Raw genomic sequence first — 14,294 nt, 5'->3', positions numbered from 1 at the left:
GGCTACAGTGTCCGAGCGCGCCCCGGCAGGTCGTCGAGATCAGCAGGTCGTCGCGATGAGCAGAGAGTCGAGGAGTGCCGTGAAGGCCATCCGCCGCTTCACCGTCCGATCCGTCCTCCCGCCCGAGCTGTCCGCGCTCGGCGAGCTGGCGGGCAACCTGCGCTGGGCCTGGCACGAGCCGACCCGGCGCCTGTTCGAGCGGGCCGATCCCGAGCTGTGGCGCCGCGGCAAGGGCGATCCGACCGCCCTCCTCGGCGCGATCGCGCCCGAGCGGCTCGCCGAGCTGGCCCGCGACCAGGGCTTCGTCGACGACGCCTGGCGGCTGCGCGACGAGCTGGAGCGCTACCGCACCGAGCCGCGCTGGTACCAGTCGCTGCCCGAGTCGGCGCCGCGCTCGATCGCCTACTTCTCGCCCGAGTTCGGCATCGCCGCCGCGCTCCCGCAGTACTCCGGCGGCCTCGGCATCCTCGCCGGCGATCACCTCAAGGCCTCCTCGGACCTCGGCGTCCCGCTCACCGGCGTGGGCCTGTTCTACCGCTCGGGCTACTTCGCCCAGGGGCTCTCGGCCGACGGCTGGCAGCTCGAGTCCTATCCCTCGCTCGACCCGGACGGGCTGCCGCTGCGGATGGTGCGGATGGCCGACGGCTCCGCGGCCCGCATCGTGCTCGCCCTGCCCGACGGGCGCGCGCTGTACGCCCGGGTCTGGCGGGCGGAGGTCGGCCGGGTGACCCTGCTGCTCCTCGACACGGACGTGCGCGAGAACGAGGACGCCCTGCGGAGCGTCACCGACCGGCTCTACGGGGGCGGCGGCGAGCACCGGCTCCTGCAGGAGCTGCTGCTGGGGATCGGCGGCGTGCGGGCCCTCGAGCTGTGGGCCGAGGTCTCGGGCACGCCGCTGCCGGAGGTGTTCCACACCAACGAGGGGCACGCGGGCTTCCAGGGCCTCGAGCGGATCTCCGGGCTGATCGGCTCCGGTCTCGACTTCGACCAGGCGCTGCAGGTCGTCCGCGCCAGCACCGTGTTCACCACGCACACGCCGGTGCCGGCGGGGATCGACCGCTTCGACCGCGGGATGATCGAGCAGTACTTCACCACCGAGCTGCTGCCCGGCGTGCAGATCGAGGACGTGCTGGCGCTCGGCTCGGAGTCGCCCTCCGGCGGTGCGGGCGACGTCTTCAACATGGCCTACATGGGGCTGCGGCTCGCCCAGCGCTCCAACGGCGTCTCGAAGCTGCACGGCGACGTCAGCCGCTCGATGTTCTCCGGTCTCTGGCCGGGCTTCGACACGGCGGAGGTGCCGATCGGCTCGGTCACGAACGGCGTGCACGCGGCGACCTGGACGGATCCGATCCTGCGCGACCTCGCCCGCGACCGGCTCGGCACCGACGACACCACCCGGGCCGACTGGGCCTCGGGCGCGCTGAGCGACGGCGACCTCTGGCAGGCGCGGCGCTCGATGCGCGAGCAGCTGGTCCGCGACGCCCGGACCCGAGCCGCGCGCTCCTGGCGCGAGCAGAACCCGGGCGGCCTGACCCCGGCGTGGCTCGACGAGCTGCTCGACCCGGACGTCCTGACGATCGGCTTCGCCCGGCGGGTGCCCACCTACAAGCGGCTCACGCTGATGCTGCACGACCCCGAGCGCCTGCGCGCGCTGCTCACGCACCCCGAGCACCCGATCCAGATCGTCATCGCCGGCAAGTCTCACCCCGCGGACGAGGAGGGGAAGCGGCTCATCCAGAGGCTGGTCCGCTTCGCTCAGGAGCCGGACGTGCGCCGGCGGATCGTCTTCCTGCCCGACTATGACATCGCGATGGCGCAGCTGCTCTACCCGGGCACCGACGTCTGGCTGAACAACCCGCTGCGCCCGCTCGAGGCGTGCGGCACCTCGGGGATGAAGGCCGCGCTGAACGGCTCGCTCAACCTCTCGATCCTCGACGGCTGGTGGAACGAGTACTTCGACGGCGAGAACGGCTGGGCGATCCCGTCCTCCGACCGCGACCTCGACCCGGAGTCGCGCGACACGCTCGAGGCCGACGCGCTCTACGAGCTGCTCGAGAGCGAGGTCGTCCCGCGCTACTACGCACGCGATCACGACGGCGTGCCGCGCCGCTGGGTGCGCTCGATCCGGCACACGCTCGCAACGCTCTCGCCGGAGCTGTCGGCGGAGCGGATGGTGCGCCAGTACGTGGAGGCGCTGTACCAGCCCGCCGCGGAGGCCGGCCGGGAGATCTCGGCCGACCACTTCGAGCCGGCGAAGGAGCTCTCGGCGTGGAAGCGGCGGGTGCGCGCGGGCTGGGCGGGCGTGGCCGTCGCCTCGGTCGAGTCCGGCGGGATCGACGCGGTGCCCCAGCGCGGCGACCGCCTCGCGCTGCGCGCGGGCGTCCGGCTGGGCGAGCTCTCGCCGGACGACGTCACCGTGCAGGTGGTCTCGGGCACGACGGCCGCGGACGGCTCGCTCGTCGACGTCCGCCTGCACGAGCTCGAGGTCACGGAGGAGTCGGGCGCGGTGGTGCCCGCCGACGCGGTCGGCCGGGTGCCCTACGCGGGCGAGATCGTCCTCGACCGCAGCGGCTCCTTCGGCTACACGGTGCGCGTCGTGCCGCGCCACCCGCTGCTCGCCCGCTCGGCCGAGCTCGGCCTGGTCGCGGCCGCCGGCTGACGCGGCGGCACCGCGTTCACCCGCGGCCGAGCAGCGCAGCGCCTCTGCATGCTGGTCGAGTAGCGCGCAGCGCGTATCGAGACCCACCTCCTGCAGAACGGTGGATCTCGATACGCCCGCTGCGCGGGCTACTCGATCAGCACGAAGGGCCGCGCACGCACTTCACGGCAATAAGGGGCGCGCACGCGCTCCATCGCCTGGAGGGGCGCGCACGGCGCCCCGACATCGGTCGAGCAGCGCGCAGCGCGCGTCGAGACCCGCCCGCCGTCAGCGCGCGATGTCGGCGAGCAGCGCGTCCGTCGCGCGCACGAGGTCGGCGGGGGAGAGCTCGATGTCGAAGCCGCGCCGCCCGCCGGAGACGAGCACGGTGTCGTAGAGCTCCGCCGTCTCGTCGACCACGGTCCGGTGCCGCGTCTTCTGCCCGATCGGCGAGATGCCGCCGAGCACGTAGCCGGTGCGCCGCTGCGCGAGGGCGGGATCGGCCATCGCCGCGCGCTTGCCGCCGACCGCCGCCGCGAGCTCCTTCAGCCCCAGCGACCCGGTGACCGGCACCACTCCCACGACCAGCTCGCCGTCGACGTCGACCAGCAGCGTCTTGAAGACCCGCTCGGGCTCGACACCGAGCGCCTCGGCGGCCTCCGCGCCGTAGCTCGCGGCTCCGGGATCGTGCCGGTACTCGCGGGGCGCGAACGCGATCCCCGCCGCGGCGAGGGCGAGCGTCGCCGGCGTCCCCGGCCCTCCCGCCATCAGGACGCGGCGGCCGGGCGCGGGCCGTGCGCGGCGAAGAGCTGCATCGAGGTCCCGGCGACGCGGACGACCTGGCCCGGCTCGAACGACTCGCCGTGCTCGAGCGGCACCGCCTCCTCGCTGCTCCACAGCCGGGTGTAGCCCGTGACGCCCGCGCTCTCGGCGAGAACGACCGACGTGTCCGCCTCGACCCCGTGCACGATCAGCAGGACGCGGTCGAACTCCTCCGTCTCCGGGGTGGACGCCGCCAGGTACTGCAGCGTGCGGTTCTCCGCCGAGGCCCAGTCGTGCTCGGACATCGTCCGCCCGTGCGCGTCGAACCACTGCATGCTCGTGGCGCCCGGCGTCACCGCTCCTCCGCGGCCGTAGCGCGAGGGCCGCAGTGCCGGGTGCTCGCGGCGGAGCCGGATCAGCGTCCTCGCGTGCTCGCGCAGCTCGAGCTGCCGGTCGCTTCGCCCGTCCCAGCGCAGCCAGGTGAGGTCCGAGTCCTGGCAGTAGGCGTTGTTGTTGCCGCGCTGACTGCGGCCGAACTCGTCGCCGGCGGTGATCATCGGCACGCCGGCGGAGAGGAGGAGCGTCCCGAGCAGGTTGCGCATGGCCTTCTGCCGGTCGCGGTCGATTCTCTCGTCGGCGGTCGGCCCCTCGAAGCCGTGATTGAACGAGCGGTTGGTGTCGGCGCCGTCGCGGTTCGACTCGCCGTTGCCGATGTTGTGCTTGACGTTGTACGAGACCAGATCTGCCAGGGTGAAGCCGTCGTGCGCCGTCACGAAGTTGACCGACGCCAGCGGACCGCGCTCGAGCGAGAACGTGTTCGACGAGCCGGAGAGCCGGGTCGCGAAGCCGCCGATCCCCACCGGGGCCGTGCCCGCGCGGCGGGCGTAGTCGATGTCCGAGAGCCAGAAGTTGCGGGCGCGGTCGCGGTAGCGGTCGTTCCACTCCGACCAGCCGTCCGGGAAGTTGCCGGTCTGCCAGCCGCCCATCCCCACGTCCCACGGCTCGGCGATCATCTTCACGTCCGCGAGGGCCGGGTCCTCCACGGCCGCGCGCAGCAGCGGGTGATCGCGCTGGAAGTGCGCGATCTCGTCGCGGCCGAGCGTCGCGGCCAGGTCGAGTCGGAAGCCGTCGACGCCGACCTCCTGGGACCAGTAGCGGAGCGAGTCGAGCACGAGCCGCTGCGCGACCGGCCGGCCGAAGTCGATCGTGTTGCCGCAGCCGGTCACGTCGATGTAGTGGCCCTCGTCGCTCTGGCGGTAGTACGACGCGTCGTCGATGCCGCGCAGGCTCGAGCGCGGACCGTTCGGGCCCTCCTCGGCGGTGTGGTTGTAGACGACGTCGAGGATCACCTCGAGCCCGGCCTCGTGCAGCAGCTTGACCATGCCCTTGAACTCGCGCAGCACCGCCGTCGGCCCGCCGCGCTGGGCGGCGGGGGAGGCGTACGCGGCGTGCGGGCTGAAGAAGTTTAAGGTGTTATATCCCCAGTAGTTGGTGAGGCCCTGGCGCAGCAGGCGCTGCTCCGAGACGAAGGCGTGCACGGGGAGGAGCTCGACCGCGGTCACGCCGAGCTCGAGGAGCGACGAGACGGTCGACTCGTGCGCGAGGCCGGCGTAGCTGCCCCGCAGCTCGACCGGCAGCGCGGGATTGAGCTTGGTCAGGCCCTTCACGTGAGCCTCGTACAGCACGGTGCGGTCCAGCGGCGTGCGCGGCTTCACCGAGGTGCCCCAGTCGAACGAGTCGTCGACGACCACCGAGCGCCACTCGTTCTCGGCGACGCGGTGCAGACCGCGCGAGTACGGCTCGAGCAGGGGGACCCGCGGATCGAAGCGGCCCGGGACCCCGGCGGGTCCGTCCACCTTGATCGCGTAGCGGCGGCCGACGGTGAGCTGGGCCGCACGGGCGGACCAGACAGCGCCGTCACCGCGCGTCAGGGGGACCGTGCGGGTGACCCAGCTCGGGTCCTTCTCGTCGTAGAGCAGCAGGTCGATCGCGCTCGCGTGCTCCGACCAGACCCGCAGCTCGCCGCCCTCCGCGTCCACGGTGACTCCGAGTCGGTCCAGGGAGTCGCGTGTCTGCATGCGACCTACAGTAGTGAGGGGCCGGAGACCTGCTCCGCACCCCGGACGCGGGACGGAGGACGCCATGATCTATCTCGATCACGCCGCGACCACCCCGCTCCGGGCCTCGGCGCTCGCCGCCTTCGCCGAGGCGTCCGCGCGGCCCGGCAACCCGTCCTCCGTGCACGGCACCGGCCAGGAGGCGCGGCGCCGCCTGGAGGACGCCCGCTCGGCGATCGCCCTCGCCCTCGGCTGCGAGCCGATCGAGGTGATCCTCACCGCGGGCGGCACCGAGGCGATCAACCTGGGCCTCAAGGGCCTCTACTGGCAGCGGCGTGCGGAGTCCTCCGGGCGCACGCGCATCCTCGTGCCCGGCGGCGAGCACCACGCCACGATCGACACCGTCGAGTGGCTCGCCGCGCACGAGGGCGCACAGATCGAGTGGCTCGAGCTCGACGCGGAGGGGACCCTGCGACCCGAGACGCTCGAGGCGGGGCTCGCCGCGGATCCGGACTCCGTCGCGCTCGTCAGCGCGCTGTGGGTGAACAACGAGATCGGCACGATCGCGCCGGTCGTCGAGCTGGCCGCGGTCTGCGCGCGCGCCGGTGTGCCGCTGCACCTCGACGCGGTCGCGGCGCTCGGCCACGTGCCGCTCGAGATCGCGGAGGTGCGGCGCGCCTCCGGCTCCCGCGACGGCGCGGGACTCGTCGCGGTCAGCGTCTCGGGGCACAAGGTCGGCGGCCCGATCGCGACCGGCGCGCTGATGCTCGCGCGCGACGCCCGGGTCGTCCCGGTCCTGCACGGCGGCGGGCAGCAGCGCGGGGTCCGCTCGGGCACGCAGGACGTCCCCGGCGCTGCGGCGTTCGCGGCGGCCGTGACGGAGGCGGTCGCGGAGCTGCCCGCGGAGGCGCTCCGGCTCGCAGCCCTCCGCGACCGGCTCGTCGCGGGGATCCTGGCGACGGTGCCGGGCGCGACGCTCACCGGACCGGCCGTCGACTCGGGCCGCCGCGTCGCGAGCAACGCACACATCGCCTTCCCGGGCGCGCAGGGCGACTCCCTCCTCTTCCTCCTCGACATGGCGGGCGTGTCCGTGTCGACCGGCTCGGCCTGCACCGCGGGCATCCCCGAGCCCTCGCACGTGGTGCTGGCCCTCGGCCGCAGCGAGGACGAGGCGCGCGGCGTGCTCCGGATGACGCTCGGCTGGACCACCGCCGACGCCGACGTCGACGCCCTGCTGGCGGCGCTCCCCGCCGCGTACACCCGCGCCGCCCGCGCGGGCCTCTCGAGCCGCGCCGTCCTGCCGGGCTGACCCTCGTCCGCTCTGCAGGTCCTCGTCCGATCTGCAGGTCCTCGCCCGTTCTGCAGGTCCTCGCCTGATCTGCAGGCCCTCGTCCGTTGTGCAGGTCCTCGTCTGATCTGCAGGTCCTCGTCCGTTCTGCAGGTGATCTGCGCGAGGCGTCCGATCCTCCCGGGACGTGTGCTCGGCGATCGTGGCATCGCCTGCAGATCGGACACCTGCAGATCGGACACCTGCAGATCGGACACCTGCAGATCGGACACCTGCAGATCGGACACCTGCAGATCGGACTCACCCCGCGCGGGCGCACGAGCCGTGCTGCCGGGCTGATGCTCGTCCGCTGTGCAGGTGCGCGTCCGATCTGCAGGCGATCGTCGCGAGGCGCTCGATCCTCCCGGGTCGTGTGCTCGGGGGTCGCGGCATCGCCTGCAGATCGGACACCTGCAGATCGGACGCACCCCGAGCGGGTGCACGGGCCGTGCTGCCGGGCTGATGCTCGTCCGTTGTGCAGGTGCGCGTCCGATCTGCAGGCAATCGTCGCGAGGCGCTCGATCCTCCCGGGTCGTGTGCTCGGGGGTCGCGGCATCGCCCGCAGATCGGACACCTGCGGAGCGGACGCACCCCGCACGGGCGCACGGGCCGTGCTGCCGGGCTGATGCTCGTCCGTTGTGCAGGTGCGCGTCTGTTCTGCAGGCGATCTGCGCGAGGCGTTCGATCCTCCCGGGCGCGTGTGCTCGGGGATCGCGGCATCGCCTGCAGATCGGACGCCGACCCGTCCGGCATCACCTGCAGATCGGACGCACCCCGCTCGGGCGCCGCCCGCTCGTAGACTCGGACGGTGAAGGTTCTAGCGGCGATGAGCGGTGGAGTGGACTCGGCGGTGGCCGCGGCCCGCGCGGTGGAGGCGGGGCACGAGGTGGTCGGCGTGCATCTCGCGCTGAGCAGGATGCCCGGCACGCTGCGCACCGGCAGCCGCGGCTGCTGCACGATCGAGGACTCGATGGACGCCCAGCGCGCCGCGAACGTCCTCGGCATCCCCTACTACGTGTGGGACTTCTCGGAGCGGTTCAAGCTCGACGTCGTCGACGACTTCGTGGCCGAGTACGCCGCCGGCCGCACGCCCAACCCCTGCATGCGCTGCAACGAGCGGATCAAGTTCGCCGCCCTGCTCGAGAAGGCGCTCGACCTCGGCTTCGACGCCGTCTGCACCGGCCACTACGCCTCGCTCGAGACCGCGGCCGACGGCAGCCCCGAGCTGCACCGCGCGAGCGACGAGGCGAAGGACCAGTCCTACGTCCTCGGCGTCCTCACCACCGCGCAGCTCGAGCACTCGATGTTCCCGCTCGGCTCGACGCCGTCGAAGGCGGTCGTGCGCGCCGAGGCGGCGCGGCGGGGCCTCAGCGTGGCGAACAAGCCCGACAGCTACGACATCTGCTTCATCCCCGACGGCGACACCCGCGGCTGGCTCTCGGAGCGGGTCGCGCCCGAGACCGGCGCGATCGTCGACCGCGACGGAGCGGTGGTCGGCGCGCACGAGGGCGCCCACGGGTACACCGTCGGCCAGCGCCGCGGACTGCACCTCGGGGTGCCCGCGCCCGACGGCCGGCCCCGCTTCGTGCTCGAGGTGCGGCCGAAGACCAACGAGGTCGTCGTGGGTCCGCGGGAGGCGCTGCGCATCGGCGAGATCGCCGGCTCGCGCTTCACCTGGGCGGGAGCGGCGCCCGAGGACGCGGCGACGCCGTTCCGCTGCGACGTGCAGATCCGCGCTCACGCCGACCCGGTCCCGGCCTCCGCCGTGGTGTCGGAGGTCGATGGGAAGGTGGAGCTCGTGATCACCCCCGACTCGCCGCTCGACGGCGTCGCCCCCGGCCAGACGGCCGTCGTCTACCTCGGCACCCGCGTGCTCGGCCAGTGCACGATCGACCGCACGGTCGCGGCCGACCTCGTCGGCGCCTCGACCGGGGCGGTGCTCTGATGGCCGCGGCGCCCGAGGCGGAGGCGGCGCGTATCGACCCGGCGCAGCGCGTCGACGAGCTGCGCGCGCGGATCCGCTCCGCCAGCGAGGACTACTACGCGGCCGACGCCTCCCCGCTCTCCGACGCCGAGTACGACGCGCTCGTCCGCGAGCTCGCCGAGCTCGAGGAGGAGCACCCCGAGCTCGCCACCGACGACTCGCCGACGCAGACCGTCGGGGGAGTGGTCGGCGCCGGCCTCGACCCGATCGACCACGCCGAGCGGATGCTCTCGCTCGACAACGTCTTCTCCGCGGAGGAGCTGCGCGAGTGGTGCGACAAGACGGTCGCCTCCGCGGCGCGACCCGTCGCCTGGCTCACCGAGCTCAAGATCGACGGCCTCGCCATCTCGCTGCATTACGAGCACGGCCGCCTCGTCACCGCCGCCACCCGCGGCGACGGGCGCACCGGCGAGGACGTCACCGTCAACGCCCTGCGCGTGGCCGGCATCCCGGAGCGGCTGTCCGGCGAGGGGCACCCCGCCCTGGTCGAGGTGCGCGGCGAGGTCTTCATCCCCGTCGCCGAGTTCGCGGCGCTGAACGCCCTGCAGGAGACCCTGCGCGACGAGGCCGTCGAGGAGGCGCGCGAGCGCTGGTCGGCGCGGCCGAGCGCCACCCGCAAGCCGTTCGACGAGGAGCGCGCGCGCGAGAGCGCCCTGCGCCGCTTCCCGACCTTCGCCAACCCGCGGAACGCCGCGAGCGGCGGGCTCCGCCAGCAGCTCGACAAGAAGGCGGGTCTCGACCTCCGCGCCGGCGAGGCGCGGGTCGGCTCGCTCGCCCTCTACGTGCACGGCATCGGCGCCTGGCCCGACCCGCCGGTGCGCAGCCAGTCCGAGGTCTACGGGCTGCTCGCCTCCTGGGGCCTCCCGGTCAGCGGGCACAACCGGGTGTCGGAGTCGGTGGAGGAGGTCCTCGCCTTCGTCGAGCAGTACGGGCGCGAGCGCCACTCGGTCGAGCACGAGATCGACGGCGTCGTCGTCAAGGTCGACGAGCTCGAGCTGCACGACGAGCTCGGCGCCACCAGCCGCGCCCCGCGCTGGGCCATCGCCTACAAGTACCCGCCCGAGGAGGTGCACACGAAGCTCCTCGACATCGTCGTCAGCGTCGGCCGCACCGGCCGGGCCACTCCGTTCGCGCAGATGGAGAAGGTGAAGGTCGCCGGCTCCGAGGTGCGCCAGGCGACCCTGCACAACGCCGACGTCGTGAAGGCGAAGGGCGTGCTCATCGGCGACACCGTCGTCCTGCGCAAGGCGGGCGACGTCATCCCCGAGGTGCTCGGCCCGGTGATCGAGCTGCGCGACGGCTCCGAGCGCGAGTTCGTGATGCCGACGCAGTGCCCCGAGTGCGGCACGACCCTCGCCCCGGCGAAGGAGGGCGACGTCGATCTGCGCTGCCCGAACGCCCGCTCCTGCCCCGCGCAGGTGCGCGGTCGCGTGGAGCACATCGGCAGCCGCGGCGCGCTCGACATCGAGGTGCTCGGCGAGGTGACCGCGGCCGCGCTGACCCAGCCGTTCGTTCCCGCGGAGCCGCCGCTCGACACCGAGGCGGGCCTGTTCGAACTGCGGATCGAGGACGTCTTCCCGATCGAGGTGGTCGTCCGCGACAGCGAGACCGGGCTGCAGAAGCTCGACGACAGGGGCGAGGCGAAGGTCGTCGGCCCGTTCAAGCGCAAGCGGCAGAAGCGCGACGGCCCGTACGACCCCGACGCCGAGACGTTCGCCGGCGACGCCGAGTACGTGCCGTCGACCACGGGTCTCGCGCTGATCGCGAACATCGAGAAGGCGCGGACCTCGCCGCTCTGGCGCTTCCTCGTCTCGCTCAGCATCCGGCACGTCGGCCCGGTGGCGGCTCGAGCGCTGGCCGGCCACTTCGGCTCGCTCGACGCGATCCGCGCGGCGAGCCGGGAGGAGCTCGCCGCCGTCGACGGCGTCGGCGGCATCATCGGCGACGCCGTGCTGGCCTGGTTCGAGGTCGACTGGCACGTCGAGATCGTCGAGCGCTGGGCGGCGGCGGGAGTGCAGTTCGCCACGCCCGGCCACCCCGGTCCGGGTGCGGCCGAGGCCGCGGGCGGCGTGCTCGCCGGGCTGACGGTCGTCGCGACCGGCTCGCTCGAGGGCTACAGCCGCGAGGGGGCGCAGGAGGCGATCCTCGCCGCGGGCGGCAAGGCCGGCTCGAGCGTCTCGAAGAAGACCCACTACGTCGCCGCGGGCCCTGGCGCGGGCAGCAAGCTCGGCAAGGCGGAGGCGCTCGGAGTCCGCATCATCACCGCCGCCGAGTTCCACCTGCTGGTCACCGAGGGTCCCGCCGCGATCGCGCTGCCCGAGGAGTCGGCGGCCGACGACGAGGCAGCCGAGGGGACGTCCGCCGCAGCCGATGCTTCCGCGGCCGATGCACCCGCCGCCGATGCACCCGCCGCCGATGCACCCGCCGCCGAGGAGACCACCGCCGAGGAGACCACCGACGCGGATGCCTGATCGGCCCGGCGAGGAGCGGCGGGCGTTCCTCCGCCGCTCCCTCGCCGAGGTCGCCTCGACCGCGCTGGACGCCGCGGCTCGGGCGGCGCCGCTGAGCGCGCGGGAGCGCGCCGCCGCCGCCGCGCTGGCCCGGATCGACCACCTCGTGGTCCTCTCCTTCGCCGGCCGGCCGCGCCGCCAGATCCTCGGCGCCCTGGACGGTGACCCGGGCGTCGACTTCGCCGGCGGCACCGACGAGGTGATGACCGCCCCCGGTCCCGGCACTCCGGGCGACCGGTTCGACCCCGCGATGCTCCCCGTGCACACCCTGCTCGCGCGCTCGTTCGCCCGCGCGGACCACTGGCGCGCGGACGGCCGCGATCCGCTGCGCTCGCTGCTCGACTCGGCTCGGGACGCGGGCACGCCGTGGTCGCTGGTCGTCGACGACCGCCAGGGCGTGTCGAGCACCCTCCTCGGCGATCCCGACTGGCCGCACCGCGATCCCTCCGCGGTCTCGGACGCCGGAGGGGAGCTCGTCGCGCTCTCCGGTCTCGCGGAGGCGGCTGCCGGCGGCTCCCTCTCGCCGGTCGTCCTGATCGAGCCCCGCTCGCTCGTCGACCCCGCCGACTTCGCCGCCTCGGACGACCCGAGCGCCGAGCGGTCCGCGGATGCGCGCAGCGCCGAGCGGCTGCTGCACGAGACCGTCGACGCGGTCCGGGCCGCCGAGTCGGCCGGCCACCGGGTGCTCCTGCTCGTGACCGCGCGCGGTCGGGCGGATCGGCCGGGCGACGTCCCGGTCCTCCTCGTCGCCTCGAGCGCGCGGCCCGGCGACCGCCTGACGGCCCGGCTCGGCCCGACGACCCCCGCTCTCCTGCACCGCGCCCGCTTCGGCGCGGACCGTCGTGCTCTGGCGGACGACGGCGTGCTCGCCGTCGCCGAGGCGCTGTCCGGAGCCGCCAGGCCGCTCTCGCGCTTCCCGCGCACGGCGCCGGCGTTCGCTCCCGAGAACCGTGAGCGCTCGATCGGCCCGGCTCTCGCCTCCGTCCTCGCCGCGGCGGGCGTCCCCGCGGAGCCCGGCGACGCTGATCACGCCCTCATGCTGCTCCGAGCGGCCGTCCCGGGCGCGTCGCTACACTCCCCGCAGGCACGGATCCGCGGCACGCGGGAAGGGCGGAGCGCATGAGCGGCACCGACGGCGGCGACGACACCAGAGCCGACGTGACCATGGGCACCGACACCACAGGCGACGGCACCACAGGCGCCGACACCACAGCCGACGACACCACGGGCGCCGACGCCGCCTCCTCGGACCACGGCCCCCGCTCCCGCTCGCGCCGCCGCTTCCTCGCCGGCAGCGCCGTCGCCGGCACGGTCGCCGCGGCCGGCCTCACCGGCGGCGCGATCGGCGCCGCTGTCGCCTCGGGCCGCGACCGCGAGGCGGAGTCGCCCCTCCCCGAGCGCAGCGAGCCCGGCTTCGACCACGTCGTCGTCGTGATGTTCGAGAACCGCTCCTTCGACAACATCCTCGGCCGGCTCTACGCGGACGCCGCCCCGCCCGGCGGCGGCACCTTCGAGGGCCTGCAGACCGGCGAGCACTCGAACACCACCGCCGCGGGCGACACGGTCGCCGCGCACGTGTACCAGGGCGCGACCGACACGGTGATGCGCCAGCCCGACCCCGATCCGGGCGAGGAGTACCCGCACGTCAACACCCAGCTCTTCGGCACGATCGACCCGCCGTCCAACGCGGGCGCCTCCGTCGGCGACATGACCGCGCCGTTCAACGCGCCCGCCGACACCTCCGCGCCCACGATGAGCGGGTTCCTCGAGGACTACGTGCAGAACCTCCGCCACCTGAAGAAGGGCGAGGAGCCGACGCGGGAGGAGTACAGCACGATCATGGGCGGCTTCTCGCCCGACATGCTCCCCGTCTTCTCGACCCTCGCGCGCGAGTTCGCCGTCTTCGACCACTGGTTCTGCGCGGTCCCGTCGCAGACCTTCTGCAACCGCTCGTTCTTCCACGCGTCGACCTCGCACGGGTTCGTGACGAACAAGCACGGCGGCGGCTACGAGAAGTGGCTCGCCGACGACCTGGCCGACGCGCCGACGGTGTTCAACCGCCTCGAGGAGGCCGGGAGGAGCTGGCGGGTCTACTACGACGCGCTCCAGGTCGTCTCGTACACCGGCTTCCTGCACGCGCCGGTGCTCGAGAAGTACTGGCGGACGAACTTCGCCCCGATGGAGCAGTTCCACGCCGACGTCGCGAGCGGCGAGCTGCCCGACTACGCCTTCGTCGAGCCGCGGCTGGTCTTCGACCACAACGACATGCACCCGCCGACCGGCGTCCTGCACGAGGACGAGGTGGACGGGCAGCCGCTCTACGACAGCGCCCTCTCCGACGTGCGCGCGGGGGAGCTGCTGCTGCACCAGGTGTACTCGGCGATCCGCGAGAGCGCGTCGCCCACCGGCTCGAACGCGGTGAACACGCTCCTGCTGGTGACCTTCGACGAGCACGGCGGGCTGTACGACCACGTGCCGCCGCCCGCTGCGACCCCGCCCGGCGACGGCCGGGAGGGCGAGATGGGCTTCGCCTTCGACCGCCTCGGCTGCCGCGTGCCCGCCCTCGCGATCTCCGCGTACACCCGGGCGGGCACGGTCGTGCACGACGAGATGCACCACGGCGCGCTGATCCGCACCCTCAGCCGCCTGCACGGGCTCGAGCCGCTCACCGCCCGCGACGCGGACGCCCCCGACCTCTTCGGCGTGCTCACCCTCGACACCCCGCGGCAGATCGACGACTGGCCGACGACCGTGCCGCAGTACCTGCCGCCGAACCCGGAGGCGACGCCGCCCCACCCGGCGAACGTCAACCGGGACAAGCCGCTCAGCCCGCCCGCCCTCGGCCTGATGGGGCTGCTGCTCGCGCGCTACGGCGAGCCGGGCGACGACCTGCCGACGACCTACCAGGGTGCCTACGAGGCGCTGCTGGAGCACGGGACGAGTCTGTTCGGCAGCGGCACGGCGACGGCGACCGCCTCTCCGGCGCCGGCGGGCTGAGCGGGGCCGGTGTCGGCGC

General features: G+C 73.9%; 8 protein-coding genes. 6 read left to right on the top strand and 2 right to left on the bottom strand.

What is annotated here, in order from left to right; all coding sequences use genetic code 11:
- The first annotated feature begins 79 nt into the window (after positions 1 to 79).
- A complete protein-coding gene (gene glgP, locus HQQ82_RS02445; protein ID WP_173231493.1) occupies positions 80 to 2,659 on the top strand; it encodes an alpha-glucan family phosphorylase in 2,580 nt (859 codons plus the stop codon).
- Positions 2,660 to 2,926: 267 nt separating this feature from the next.
- Here the strand turns inward: glgP and ybaK are convergent, their stop codons facing one another.
- Positions 2,927 to 3,406, bottom strand: a complete 480-nt coding sequence (gene ybaK, locus HQQ82_RS02440) for a Cys-tRNA(Pro) deacylase (protein ID WP_173231492.1) — start codon at positions 3,404 to 3,406, stop codon at positions 2,927 to 2,929.
- On the bottom strand, positions 3,406 to 5,478 hold the full coding sequence (gene glgX, locus HQQ82_RS02435) for a glycogen debranching protein GlgX (protein WP_173231491.1): 2,073 nt from the start codon (positions 5,476 to 5,478) through the stop codon (positions 3,406 to 3,408). Before glgX ends, ybaK begins: the two co-directional genes overlap by 1 nt.
- A gap of 64 nt (positions 5,479 to 5,542) precedes the next feature.
- Between glgX and HQQ82_RS02430 the strand changes: the two genes are divergently transcribed.
- The 5 genes from HQQ82_RS02430 (at position 5,543) to HQQ82_RS02410 (ending at position 14,275) form a co-directional block, all read left to right on the top strand.
- Positions 5,543 to 6,766: a cysteine desulfurase family protein gene (locus HQQ82_RS02430; protein WP_173231490.1), complete on the top strand. Its 1,224-nt coding sequence runs from the start codon at positions 5,543 to 5,545 to the stop codon at positions 6,764 to 6,766.
- Positions 6,767 to 7,592: 826 nt separating this feature from the next.
- The gene (mnmA, locus tag HQQ82_RS02425) at positions 7,593 to 8,729 is read left to right on the top strand and encodes a tRNA 2-thiouridine(34) synthase MnmA (RefSeq protein ID WP_173231489.1); all 1,137 of its coding nucleotides are present in this window, start codon (positions 7,593 to 7,595) and stop codon (positions 8,727 to 8,729) included.
- Positions 8,729 to 11,239, top strand: a complete 2,511-nt coding sequence (gene ligA / locus HQQ82_RS02420) for an NAD-dependent DNA ligase LigA (RefSeq protein ID WP_173231488.1) — start codon at positions 8,729 to 8,731, stop codon at positions 11,237 to 11,239. The genes mnmA and ligA overlap by 1 nt, the downstream gene beginning before the upstream one ends.
- Positions 11,232 to 12,401, top strand: coding sequence for a hypothetical protein (locus HQQ82_RS02415; RefSeq protein WP_173231487.1), 1,170 nt, complete (start codon positions 11,232 to 11,234; stop codon positions 12,399 to 12,401). Before ligA ends, HQQ82_RS02415 begins: the two co-directional genes overlap by 8 nt.
- Positions 12,398 to 14,275 carry an alkaline phosphatase family protein gene (locus HQQ82_RS02410; protein WP_254071164.1) on the top strand — a complete coding sequence of 626 codons (1,878 nt, stop codon included), beginning with the start codon at positions 12,398 to 12,400 and terminating at the stop codon, positions 14,273 to 14,275. The genes HQQ82_RS02415 and HQQ82_RS02410 overlap by 4 nt, the downstream gene beginning before the upstream one ends.
- Positions 14,276 to 14,294: the final 19 nt, after the last annotated feature.

The organism is Rathayibacter sp. VKM Ac-2856, assembly GCF_013205055.1.
Lineage (GTDB): Bacteria > Actinomycetota > Actinomycetes > Actinomycetales > Microbacteriaceae > Rathayibacter.
This window is presented reverse-complemented; position numbering and strand designations above follow the sequence as displayed.

What these genes read in the sequence shown, in the direction of transcription:
- ybaK (WP_173231492.1), bottom strand. Translation starts at nt 3,406, where the DNA reads ATGGCGGGAGGGCCGGGGACGCCGGCGACGCTCGCCCTCGCCGCGGCG.
- ligA (WP_173231488.1), top strand. Translation starts at nt 8,729, where the DNA reads ATGGCCGCGGCGCCCGAGGCGGAGGCGGCGCGTATCGACCCGGCGCAG.
- HQQ82_RS02430 (WP_173231490.1), top strand. Translation starts at nt 5,543, where the DNA reads ATGATCTATCTCGATCACGCCGCGACCACCCCGCTCCGGGCCTCGGCG.
- HQQ82_RS02415 (WP_173231487.1), top strand. Translation starts at nt 11,232, where the DNA reads ATGCCTGATCGGCCCGGCGAGGAGCGGCGGGCGTTCCTCCGCCGCTCC.
- HQQ82_RS02410 (WP_254071164.1), top strand. Translation starts at nt 12,398, where the DNA reads ATGAGCGGCACCGACGGCGGCGACGACACCAGAGCCGACGTGACCATG.
- glgX (WP_173231491.1), bottom strand. Translation starts at nt 5,478, where the DNA reads ATGCAGACACGCGACTCCCTGGACCGACTCGGAGTCACCGTGGACGCG.